Annotated in this window: 10 protein-coding genes; 4 read left to right on the plus strand and 6 right to left on the minus strand. The window is 70.5% G+C overall.

Annotated features, from left to right (window positions below):
• Positions 1–23: 23 nt before the first annotated feature.
• From OO69_RS45800 to OO69_RS45810, 3 genes are read left to right on the plus strand one after another with little or no spacing between them, the layout of a single operon-like run.
• Positions 24–1,457, plus strand: a complete 1,434-nt coding sequence (locus tag OO69_RS45800; RefSeq protein ID WP_234444703.1) for an ATP-binding protein — start codon at positions 24–26, stop codon at positions 1,455–1,457.
• The gene (locus tag OO69_RS45805; protein WP_033286954.1) at positions 1,454–3,217 is read left to right on the plus strand and encodes a TraM recognition domain-containing protein; all 1,764 of its coding nucleotides are present in this window, start codon (positions 1,454–1,456) and stop codon (positions 3,215–3,217) included. The genes OO69_RS45800 and OO69_RS45805 overlap by 4 nt, the downstream gene beginning before the upstream one ends.
• Positions 3,214–3,819 (plus strand): DUF4913 domain-containing protein, encoded by a 606-nt coding sequence (locus OO69_RS45810; protein ID WP_051801778.1) that lies wholly within the window; start codon positions 3,214–3,216, stop codon positions 3,817–3,819. The genes OO69_RS45805 and OO69_RS45810 overlap by 4 nt, the downstream gene beginning before the upstream one ends.
• Positions 3,820–3,883: 64 nt before the next feature.
• Here the strand turns inward: OO69_RS45810 and OO69_RS45815 are convergent, their stop codons facing one another.
• The 6 genes from OO69_RS45815 to OO69_RS45840 form a co-directional block, all read right to left on the minus strand.
• Positions 3,884–4,918: a zeta toxin family protein gene (locus tag OO69_RS45815; RefSeq protein WP_051801780.1), complete on the minus strand. Its 1,035-nt coding sequence runs from the start codon at positions 4,916–4,918 to the stop codon at positions 3,884–3,886.
• The gene (locus OO69_RS45820; RefSeq protein WP_234444704.1) at positions 4,912–5,217 is read right to left on the minus strand and encodes a hypothetical protein; all 306 of its coding nucleotides are present in this window, start codon (positions 5,215–5,217) and stop codon (positions 4,912–4,914) included. The genes OO69_RS45815 and OO69_RS45820 overlap by 7 nt, the downstream gene beginning before the upstream one ends.
• Positions 5,218–5,350: 133 nt before the next feature.
• Positions 5,351–5,809, minus strand: a complete 459-nt coding sequence (locus OO69_RS52755; protein WP_033286955.1) for a hypothetical protein — start codon at positions 5,807–5,809, stop codon at positions 5,351–5,353.
• A gap of 27 nt (positions 5,810–5,836) precedes the next feature.
• Positions 5,837–6,952: a hypothetical protein gene (locus tag OO69_RS45830; RefSeq protein WP_033286956.1), complete on the minus strand. Its 1,116-nt coding sequence runs from the start codon at positions 6,950–6,952 to the stop codon at positions 5,837–5,839.
• 135 nt (positions 6,953–7,087) lie between these two features.
• Positions 7,088–9,310: a relaxase/mobilization nuclease domain-containing protein gene (locus OO69_RS51715; protein ID WP_051801782.1), complete on the minus strand. Its 2,223-nt coding sequence runs from the start codon at positions 9,308–9,310 to the stop codon at positions 7,088–7,090.
• Positions 9,307–9,711, minus strand: a complete 405-nt coding sequence (locus OO69_RS45840; protein ID WP_158713512.1) for a plasmid mobilization protein — start codon at positions 9,709–9,711, stop codon at positions 9,307–9,309. Before OO69_RS45840 ends, OO69_RS51715 begins: the two co-directional genes overlap by 4 nt.
• Positions 9,712–10,013: 302 nt before the next feature.
• Here OO69_RS45840 and OO69_RS52275 point away from each other — a divergent pair, with 302 nt between their 5' ends.
• Positions 10,014–10,337 carry a hypothetical protein gene (locus OO69_RS52275; protein WP_158713513.1) on the plus strand — a complete coding sequence of 108 codons (324 nt, stop codon included), beginning with the start codon at positions 10,014–10,016 and terminating at the stop codon, positions 10,335–10,337.
• Positions 10,338–10,543 lie beyond the last annotated feature (206 nt).

Consider the following 10,543-nt stretch of genomic DNA (forward strand, 5'->3'; position numbering starts at 1 on the left):
AGGCGGAGCCTACCGCTTGGCGGATGAACGCAAAGGTGGTCGCTCCGCGCCGGGGCTGGCGCGGAGCCGGCTCCGGGCGGAGCCCGCACGCCGACAAGGGCGCGGTCTACCTCGGCACAACAAGTGAGGTCGCCGGCCTGTACCCCTTCGTTCTGGGGGCCCCGCTGCCCCCTGAGGGCGTGCCGATCGGCACCGACCTGTTGACCCGCGAGATGGTCTGTTTCGACCCGCAGGGCTGGGTCGGGCGACTCGTCCAAAATCCCGGTGTGTGGATCATGGCCCAGCCCGGTGCCGGGAAGTCCGCCATCGCAAAACGGATTTCGCTGGTGTACTCCTCGTACGGCTCCATGATCATCGTCCCCGGCGACGTCAAGGGGGAGTACGCACCCCTGGTGAAGGGGCTCGGCGGCCAGGTCGTGAGCATCGGCCGGGGACTGGACCGCCTCAACCCGCTCGACTCCGGGCCCATGAAACGCAAACTGCACTTGCTGCCCGAGGACCGGCAACAGGTGCTCCGGGCGGAGATCAACGGACGGCGTTCCGACCTGCTCCACGCCCTCCTCGCCACCCCGCACGGCCTCGGCCGGCGCCCCACAGCACCCGAGGCCAACGTGGTGGGTGCGGCGGTCGAGAGGGTCAGTGAGGCCCTGAGCGACGATCCGGTGATCCCGGACGTGGTCCGCGTGCTGCGCGAGGGACCGAAAGAGCTGTGGGCCAAACTGCTCGTTGACAACGTGGACGATTACCGCGCGCTGGTGCGGGAGGTCACGCTGGCGTTGGAGAACCTGTGTCAGGGGCCTCTCGCCGGTCTGTTCGACGGACCGACCACACAGCCGCTCGACCTGGACGCCCCGGCCCTGAGCGTGGACCTGTCCGCGATCCTGACGGCCGGTGACCAAGTAGTGGCCGCCGGCCTGCTGGCCACATGGGCGTTTGCCTATGGCGCCATCGACTCGGCCAGGGCGCTGGGGATGATGAACCGCCCGGCGGTGATCGTGCTCGATGAGATGTGGAGGGCGCTGCGGGCCGGTCCGGGGATGGTCGATGCCATGGACGGCATGACCCGCCTCAACCGGAACAAAGGGGAGGTGACACTCCTGATCACCCACTCGCTCCGCGACCCGGAAAGCCTCCCGACTCCAGAAGACCGGGCCAAGGCCTTGGGCCTGATGGACCGGTGCGACTCGCTCATCCTGGGCGCGCTGTCGGCAGGCGAGTTGGAGCGCGTCAACCAGCAACGGCCCCTGACCACCGAGGAACAAGGCCTCGTCGCCTCCTGGTCCGCGCCGAGCATCACGGGCGTGGACGGCACGAACCAACGGCACCCCGGCCGGGGCAAAGTCCTGATCAAAATCGGCACGAGGGCCGGTGCCCCTGCCCGCCTCGACCTGACCGAGGCGGAAACCCAGCTGTACGACACGGACAAGGCGATGCGCCGGAAGGTGAGCAGCGAGTGAACGACAACGGCACGGGGTCCGGGGGCGGCATCGCCGCCCCCGCGGCCATTCTCGGCGTGGTCTTCGGCGGGGGAGCGCTCTACCTCGCGGGCTGCCTGGGCGGAACGCTCGGCGTCGCCCTCGTCGGCGGCGGCTGGGCCTGGCCGGACTCCTCGGTGAAGTCGGTGTTCCGCCTCGTGGGCCACGGCCCCGGTGCCCTGTGGCCGGGACACGCGACGGCCGCCACAGTCGGCATGCTCCTCCTCCTGGTCCTGGTGCTCGCGCTCCTCGGCGTCGGCGGCTGGTACGTCTGGCGCCGGTGGTTCTCCCACCGGCCCGGCCTCGCAGGCCTGCGGGAGATGGCGCCGCTGTCGCCCAAGGCAATGGCGGCCCGCGCCCGCGAGCTGCGGCCCTCGCTGGACGGCGTGAAAGAAGTGTCGGCGGACGAGTCGGGGGTGTTGCTGGGCAACCTCGACCAGCCGCACGGGCCCGAACTCCGCGCGTCGTGGGAAGACGTGATGTTGGCGATCATGGCCCCGCGTTCGGGCAAATCGACGGCCTTGGCGATCCCAGCCATCCAACGGGCCCCCGGTGCCGTCCTGTTCACGTCGAACAAGGTCGGTGAGCGGGAGGTCTACAACGTCACCAAAGCGGAGCGCGAGCGGGTGGGGACGGTCTGGACGATCGACCCCCAGGGCATCACGCACGCCGAACGCGCGCTGTGGTGGGACATGCTGGCGGGCGCCCGCACCATCGAGGGCGCCGGCCGACTCGCAAGCCACTTCATCGCGGCCACCACCGATGAGAAAAGCCGCGGCGACTTCTGGATGGGGGCCGCAAAGAACCTGCTCACGGCCCTTTTCCACGCTGCGGCCGTCTCCAACGGCTCGGTGGCGGACGTCTTGGCCTGGCTGTCCACTCCCTCGGACCGGGCGCCGGTGGGCGCCCTCAAAGCCGCCGGGAAGGAAGCACTGGCCCAGCAGCTCGCCAGCACCGTGGCGGGCGCGAAGGACACCCGGGACGGCATCTATGAGACGGCCCGTCAGTGCGTGGCCTGCCTCCTCGACCCCGAGACTCTCGCGTGGGTCACCCCGGACCCCCGGGCCCGGGAGTTCCGGCCGCACGACTTCGTCCACACCCGGGACACGCTCTATCTGCTGTCCAAGGACGGCGGCGGGTCGGCGGCCGGCGTCATCGCGGCGGCGGCTGACGCCGTGCTCCGGGCCGCGATGGCGGCGGCCGAGCGGGCCGGCGGACGGCTGGACCCCCCGCTTCTCGCCGTGCTCGACGAAGCGGCGAACGTCTGCCGCATCGAAGATCTGCCCGACCTCTACTCTCACCTCGGCTCACGCGGGGTACCGGTCATGACGATCCTCCAGAGCTACCGCCAGGGCGTCCGGGTGTGGGGGGAGGCGGGCATGGATGCCCTGTGGTCGGCCGCCACAGCCAAGGTCCTCGGGTCCGGCCTCGACGACGCCGACTTCGCCGAGGACGTCAGCCGACTCGTGGGTGATCACAAAGTGCACGAAGCGTCGGTGAGCCATGGTTCCTCGGGCCGCAGCGTCAGCACCTCGCGCCGCCGCGAGCGCGTGATGGAGGCAGCGGATATCCGCGCACTGCCCAAGGGCCGGGCGTTGCTGCTGGCCACGGGCGTACGAATCGGCATGATCCGGCTGCGTCCCTGGTACCTGGAGCCGGGCGCGGCCGAGCGGACGGCGGCGGCCAGGGCCGAAACGAAGCTGATGGCGCAGCGGGCCTCTCGGAAGGTGATCGGAGCATGAGCAGCGAGGACACACCCACCCTCGACGGCGTCGCCGAGGACGTGGCAGACCTGCGGGCCACCGTGGAGGGCTTCGCCACGCAGTTGGAGCACAACACCAAGGCGGTGGAACAACTCTCCGCCGCCGCTGGCTCCGGCGCGGGGGAGGGGGAGAACGGCCAGGGCGACGGCAAGGAGAAGCCCACGACTCCGCCGTTCATCGTGCGTCTGAAGGGTACCGAGTACGACACCGAGTTGGCGGCCCTCGCCGACTGGGTGGCCACCCTGCTGGTGCCCACGTACCTCTCTGAGGTCTCCTCGTCGGCCACCTGGTGCGCGAGCTGGTGGACTCACGAGGCGGCGGTCGCCCGGTTGCACGCGGCGTGGCTGGCCTGGCAGGAACTCACCGACCCTGAGACGGGCGGCCGTACCGGTCCGTCCGTCTGGCACCGTGACCACCTGGACCCGATGGTGGCTCAACTCCGGGACGCGTCCGGGCCGTTCGGGGCCTGCATGACCAGCCCGGACCGTGGCCAGCACGCGGCCCTGCCGGTGCCTCCGGTGGAGCCGCTGCCGGGGCGCCTGGCGTCCGCCGAGGCGGTGCCGGATCCAGTGGGCTCATAGCTTTAGCGTGCACACGCCAAGGGCCGGAGGGGATTCCCCTCCGGCCCTTGGCGTTGTCCGGGTCCTACCGGATGCGGCGCGGTCCTGGATTCTGGCCGGGCCCATCGCGGCGCGGTGCCGCGTCCGGGGACGCCGACGGCGGCTTCTGCGCGGGTGCCGGCTTGGCCTTCACGGTCGTGCTGGTGGCGGTGGCCGCAGCGCTCCGGCGCGCGTCAGCCAACGCCTTCACGCCGTCGGGCGTCATCAGCGGCCTGGCCAGGTTCTCGATGCGGTCGAGTCGCCCGGCCCACTCCGGCCCCATGCCCTCACGTAGCTTGGTCTGCGCCGCCACGAAATCGGCAGTCTCCTGCTGCGTCCACGGCCGAACCCGTTCGGCCTCGATGGCCGCACGGAACCCCGGAGGCGCCTGCCATTGCCCGGCGCTGTCAAGGGCGTTGCTGTAGCGCGGCTCTGCTTCACCACGACGGAAGACCGCGGTCTGATCCGCGAGACGGCCGTCATCGACTCGCTCCGCCAGGTCGAGAATGCCGCTGTAGGACTGATCGGCGTTGGCCTGGACGGTCAGCCGTCCCTGCCCTCGCTCCTTCACCTGCTCGTGGTACCGGTGGGCGATGCCCTGATTGCTCATGGCCTCCGGCACCCCCATGGCCAGAGCCTCGACGCGCGCACCCGACTGCCGGTAGGCCGCCATCTTGTCCGCCACGGCGGCACCGTCCTGTGACGTTTCCTGGATCACGGCGTTCAGTCCGTTGTCCCGAACGTACTGTTCGGCCTGCGCCATCCAAGCCCGACCGTCCGCCCGGGTGTAGGCGGCCATGAGAGTGTCGTCCTGCGCCATGAGGGCGTCGTACTCGGGGTGGTACGGCTTGTACAGGTCGCTGTCCACGTCAACGAAGCCACCACGCTTGTTGAGCACCTCGGCCACCATGTCGGTGACGCGGCTCTTGCCGGCCCCGGGCTGGCCTATCAGGAACACCACGGTGGGAATCTCCTGCGTCGCGCGGCCGGCCAACAGGTCGGGAACGATCTCGTCCTGAAAGATCGCCCGGTTCTCGTCCTCCGGGAGGCGGTGCCGCGCTACCTCGTCCGCGTCTACCACGCACGGCCCTCACGTACGGCCTCGGCAAGCTCGGTGTAGTGGCGGCGGGCTTCCGCGATCTGAGGGTGGTTGGAGGGGTCCAACTGCTCACGCTCACGGGCCAGTTGGGTTCGGCGGGCCTTCGCCCTCTCGATCACGCTCGGGTCCGGCGCCGCGCTGTCCCGCTCGGCCGCGATCCGGCCGCTGAGGGCGCCAACGGCGCCGTTCACAGCCTCAATGGCGGCCTCATAGGCCACAGACTCCTCGCTGGACCACTCGAATCCTTGCAGCTGACTGATCACCGAGAGGTCATCGGACACGATGAACCCCCTTTCATCTTGTGGCCAACATAGTTGATCATCCTGTGCACCACCACGGCGTAACTGGCCGCTGCAGCCTGCGTGTTGGCCGGAGGGGGGTTCCCTCCGGCCATTGCGGCTGTGCGGGCCGGGCCTAGGGGACGCGGCGCGGCGCCGGGGTGGTGACCGGCGCGGCCTGGCCCCGGCTTTGCCCCACAGGTGCGGGCCCGGCCTTCCGTCCTCCCTGCGCGGGCGCGGACACGGTGGTGGACGTCGCCACGGCGGCCGCCGCGCGGGCCTCGATGCTCGCCGTGGTGGCCTCGTGCGCGGCCCGCCCGTCCAGTCCTGCGGCGTCGCTCCACTCGGCGCCCGCCGTACCGATGTCGCCCCGGGCATCGGCCTCACCCGCACGTCCTCGGGCGGCGTCGGCCTCGCCGAGGGCATCGTCGGCGCGGGCCGTGTGGGCGGCGCTGCTGCGGCTGAGTGCTGCCGCCACGCGCAGGTCGTCCGGGTCGTCCACGCCGCTGCCTCCGGCCGGACCGGGGCGGTGCTGACGGGTAGGGGCGGGGTCCTGATCACCCGCCGCCTGGGGGGTACGCGACTGCTGGTTCATCGTGGTTCCTCCTCCGCTGGCTGAGCGTTAGCGCGTGTGTCCCTTGGCCTGCGTGGGCGCCGGTGTCGGCGTCGTCGTGGACGCCTGCGGGCCGGGGGCCGGGCTGGCTCCGGGGGTGGCCGTGGTCGAAAGGGCGGTAGCTGCTGCCGCCCGGGAGGGAGCAACCGCCGGGACCGTGCTCGAACTCGCCGCCGGGGTCGACGGGGTGGCGGCCGAGGCGGTGTTAGCCGGTGCCGGCGCCGGGACGGTGGAGCGAGCCGGGACGGGCGTCTTCGCCTGCTCGGTGAGCAGACCGCGGGCGGCTTCGGCCGGGCTGAGGGTGATGCCGGCGGCAGCTGCCTGCTTGACCCGAAGGGGAACACCCGCCAGAGCCTCGCGCGGGTCGTGCCCGGCTGCCTGGTTGACCTTCATCTGCGCCGCGATGCCCGGCCACTCGCGGGACGTGACGAGCTGGCCCAGCACGTGCTCATCGGCCATCGCCTCCCGCGCCGTCACCACCGACCGCGCGTTCTCCTGCGGGCTGACTCCGTGCTTGACGAGATCCTTTTCCCGACTGGCCAGACCGGATTTCTCGCCCCGCCCGGTCAGCCTCTTGAACGCCTCTTTGACGGCCTCGATCGCCTTCTTCATCCACTCGATGACGCGCTCGGCCACGCTGGGGCCCTCGCGCTCGGGGCGGGCGTCGTCGGTCGGTGCCGCGAACGGGTTGGGGGGCGTGGTAGCCGTCGCCGAGGCGGTCACGCCAGGAGTGGGCGAGCCGGTGCGCAAGTCGGCGTCCACACGGGCGATCAGGGGTGCGGCGTCACCGATGAACTGAGCCACATTCACCCCGGAGTTCTCCAGTCGGCGGAGTTCGTCCGCGACCTGGGGCCACTCCGGGGAGGTCACCATGGCCTCGGCAACGGCGGGCGGCTCCACGCGGTCCCGGATCAGTTGGGCATAGCGGTCCCGGTCCGGATCGCGCTCCGGTTCCGGCGCCTTCTTGGCTTCGGGTTCGGGGGCCGGTGCGGCGGCTGCGCGGGCCGCCTCGCGCTCCTGCTGCTCACGGAGTGCCTTGGCGGCCATGACGATGAACTGGAGGGCGAGGGCGGCCGTCTGCCCGGTCTGGCCGGCGGCCTGCTCCATCGCCGTGGTGTCGCTCATGTCGTTGCCTCGATGTTCTGCGTCGTCACGATGTCCTCAATTCGCGTCGCTGTCGTATCGGTGAAGCTAGCGTTCGGGCCACATGAACCCGCGGCCTTTTCCGCTGCCGGGACCCCTGGTTGCGGGTGTCGCGTTCTACCTCCCTCGTCCGCGCTGCTGGTCGCGGCGCTGTGCCGCCTCGGCGGCGGCCCGCTCGGCCGCTGTGCGCTCGCCCGGTGTTCTCGGCGTCGTCGGTGCGGGGGCCGACCTTCCGGTGGTGCGGGAAGCCGCGGCGGCCTGTCCTGCCCGCGTCATGCGGCCCTGCACCCGCCAGGCGAGGACCTGGGCCACGCTGTCGGCGTCAGCCAGGTCGCGGACTCCGGCCACCTCGGCCAGAAGCTCGGCCGGGGGGTGCCCCGCCTTGGCCGCCCTGACGAGATAGTCGGCCAGGGTCGCCGAGGCAGGATCGGCGAGCACAGCGGACGCGTGCGCGGGAACGGCCTGGCGCACGGCCTCACCGAACGTCGGTGCGTCCGGTCCACCGAGGGGGGTGGATTCGGCGGCCGGTCCTCGACCGACAACCGGCGGCGGGGTAGTCGGTGCGGTGGGAGTTTCCTCGCCGCCCTCGTCGCCGGGGTTCCGCACTGGCGCGGGCATCCGGGGCTCTCCGGTGCTACCGGTTGCATCGGCGGGTGCTGCCGTTGTCCGGGGTCCCTGCTGCTGGGGTCGGATGGAGGATTTTCGGGTGTCGCTGTCCATCCGTCGTTGCAGGCGCCACACGAGAACTTCGGCCGTGCTCTCGGCGTCACCCAGCCCGCGCAGTGCCGTTACCTCGGCGAGCACCTGGGCCGGACTGTACCCGGCGTTTTCTGCCTGCCGGAGGGTCGCGGCGAGCGCAGGCCACGCGGCCTCGCCGAGGACAGTTTCCGCCAGGTGCGGAATCGCTTCCCGGACAACGGGGGCGTACGCCTCGACCAGCGCGGGGCCGCCGGGCTGCATGGTGGTGCGCTGCCAGGTGGCCCGGCGTCCGCGTCCCGTACGGGTGCCGGCGCTCGCGCCGTAGGCCACCTCGGTGGCGGCCCGTAGGTGACGACCGGCCTGGGCGGCAGCGCGTTCCTGTGCCTGGTGCTGGGCGGCCTGGTGCCACCTCATCGCGGCGGCGACGGCCAGGGCGAGGGCGACCACAACCGCTATGGCGGCGGCGCCTTCTCCTCCGCTGGCCACGACGGCGGCCCCCATGGCAAGGAGCTGGGTGGCGGCCCGCAGGTGGGTGGTCGCCTGGCTGTCCATCCGACGCCCCAGGGGTGCCCGCCCTGCCCGCTCGAACTCGCGGGCCGCATCCCGCAGTTCGCCACGGACGACGGCGGGAGCATGGGCCGCGTATGTCGTCAGGAAGTCCGCCAGGGCTACCATTTCCCCGGCGCCTGCTTCGTGTCCGGCCTGCCCGAGGACGGCGGCGGCCTGGTGCACGTGCTCGGCGGCGAGCTGCCACGCGGCGGCCCGGCTACTGATCCGCCCGGCTCCGGGGACCAGGGTCGACGGAGGCGTCCCATTCCAGCGCTCCCGGACGCGCGGAAGAGACAGATCAGGGGCGAGCCGGCTGCCAGAAAACCAGACGGCCCGTCCCTCGGCCGTGCGGTCTCCGGGGAGCGCGACCGAATAGCCGGTGACCGCTCCGTCCGGCGCAGTACGCGTGTTCAAACGGAGTCCCGCACCCTTGATGGCCGCGAAGAAATCGGCATCGGAACTAGCTCTGCCGGCAGCCTCGCGGACCTTCCCCTGCAGTGTCACCCGGGGTGGCTCCTCGCGGCCCTTGCGTTTGCGCTTCGCTTCCTCGGCGGTCGTCGGCCAACGGTTAGCCGTCTTGTCTCCGCTCGTCAGTCGCCGCAGTCCGTAACGGATCTCCAGCTCTCGCGCGCGTGCCTGCATCTTCACGTAGTCCCGTCGTACGTCGGGAGCCCGCCCGTCCTGCCGCGCGAGTGTCGCCACGATGTGAATGTGATCGTCGGCGTGCCGTACGGCCACCCATCGGGCACCCATCGGGTCACCCTTCGTGGCGATGCCCGCAGCGTCCATAATCTCCTGCGCGACCTCCCTCCATTCTTCATCCGTCAGCATCCGGTCATCTGGGTCCAGTCGGACCGGGACGTGGTAGACGTGCTGGTCGGGAACCTTGCCTTCAAGGGCGGAAAGCGGCGCGTCCAGCAGCATGGCCAGGCGGGGGATAGTCGCTCCGGAACTCCGGGCGGGGTCGAGTACTCCGCTGTCCCAAGCGGCGACCATGTGGGGGTCGGTGTGCTCGTTCGCCTTGCCGGGCCCGTACAAGTAGTACAGGAGTCCAGCGGTGCGGGCGCCTGCCTTCGCCTTTTTCGGGATCATGCCCGGCCTTCCATCACAGCGATGGTGGCCTCGTCCAGCGTCCGAACGGTCTTCTCCACGCGTTCCAGAACGGCGGAAAGTCGCTCCGGAGTCTCCACTCCGTCTGAGTTGAGTACGTGCGCGATCTGGTTCAGGTTGGTGCCGATCCGGTTCACCGCAACCCGCGCGTCAGCCAGCATCCGCAACCGCTCCTTCTCGTCCACGGGTGCCGGGGAAACCTCGTCCCTGGCAACGGCGAGAGCGGCCCGTGCGGCGTACGCAGCGGGCTTGAGGCCAGCCAGGGCGGCGGCCGTAAGAATGATCGCCAACTCGGCGTCGTTGTAGGCCAGGTTCACGCGATGCGTGCGCGGATTGTCGGACCGTCGTTCACGACGTCGGGCGCGTGGTGCGTCGCTGGTCATTTCCCCTGTTCCCGTTCGAGGGACAGCCCCAACCATCGGTCCGTGCCCGGACCGAAAAGGCAGCCCCGATCAGGCGAGCATAGCGAGACAGGGGCCGCCGCGTCTGGTTATTGGAACAATAACCACTAACTTGCTCCGACGTAGTTGGCCGCTGGGGGTGGGTGCCGGGGTAGGGCGGCACTGCACCGTGAGGTGCAGGAATGGGGCTCGGGTGAGCAGACTCTAAGCCCTCGATCGCAAGCCGCCCGGTGCATGTCGCACCCTCGTGTGCACGGTGGCGGTTGGCCGCTACCATGGCAGCCATGAGCACACCCTCCGACGACGTCGAGTCGAACATTCTCTCCTCTGCTGAAACCATGTTGGGCTCGCGCCTGGAGGTGATCAAGCCACTGGCCGGCATCCTCGCGGAACGCAAGAGGCTTCAAGCCCTCATCGACGCCACCGATAAGCCATACGGCGTCGCCTACGCCAAGGCCTTGGCAGCGGGCTGGACCACGAACGAACTCACCGGGATGGGGGCCGAAGAACCCATGCGCCGTCAGCCGGGACGCCCCAAGGGATCACGTACCCGAAAGACACGCTCGGGCGCTGGTGGTGCTACCGAAGTCTCTGCAACCTCATCTTGATTCCCTGCCAGATCTGCACTCAGGCAGCCGCAGTGCTTTCACGCCGTATGTGTTCATGGGGCCCGTCACTGTGACGGGCCCCATGAACACATACGGAACCTCTTGGTGCGGCTTCTCGCCGGGGTTTACATGGCGGGCCGCACCCCGACCGCCGGCATCGTCGTTGTGCTCGACCCCAGAGTCTGGCGGGAAGGGGAGGGGAGCCG

Source organism: Streptomyces sp. NRRL F-525 (genome assembly GCF_000716605.1).
Lineage (GTDB): Bacteria > Actinomycetota > Actinomycetes > Streptomycetales > Streptomycetaceae > Streptomyces.

What these genes read in the sequence shown, in the direction of transcription:
- OO69_RS45800 (WP_234444703.1), top strand. Translation starts at nt 24, where the DNA reads ATGAACGCAAAGGTGGTCGCTCCGCGCCGGGGCTGGCGCGGAGCCGGC.
- OO69_RS45810 (WP_051801778.1), top strand. Translation starts at nt 3,214, where the DNA reads ATGAGCAGCGAGGACACACCCACCCTCGACGGCGTCGCCGAGGACGTG.
- OO69_RS52755 (WP_033286955.1), bottom strand. Translation starts at nt 5,809, where the DNA reads ATGAACCAGCAGTCGCGTACCCCCCAGGCGGCGGGTGATCAGGACCCC.
- OO69_RS45830 (WP_033286956.1), bottom strand. Translation starts at nt 6,952, where the DNA reads ATGAGCGACACCACGGCGATGGAGCAGGCCGCCGGCCAGACCGGGCAG.
- OO69_RS51715 (WP_051801782.1), bottom strand. Translation starts at nt 9,310, where the DNA reads ATGATCCCGAAAAAGGCGAAGGCAGGCGCCCGCACCGCTGGACTCCTG.
- OO69_RS45840 (WP_158713512.1), bottom strand. Translation starts at nt 9,711, where the DNA reads ATGACCAGCGACGCACCACGCGCCCGACGTCGTGAACGACGGTCCGAC.
- OO69_RS52275 (WP_158713513.1), top strand. Translation starts at nt 10,014, where the DNA reads ATGAGCACACCCTCCGACGACGTCGAGTCGAACATTCTCTCCTCTGCT.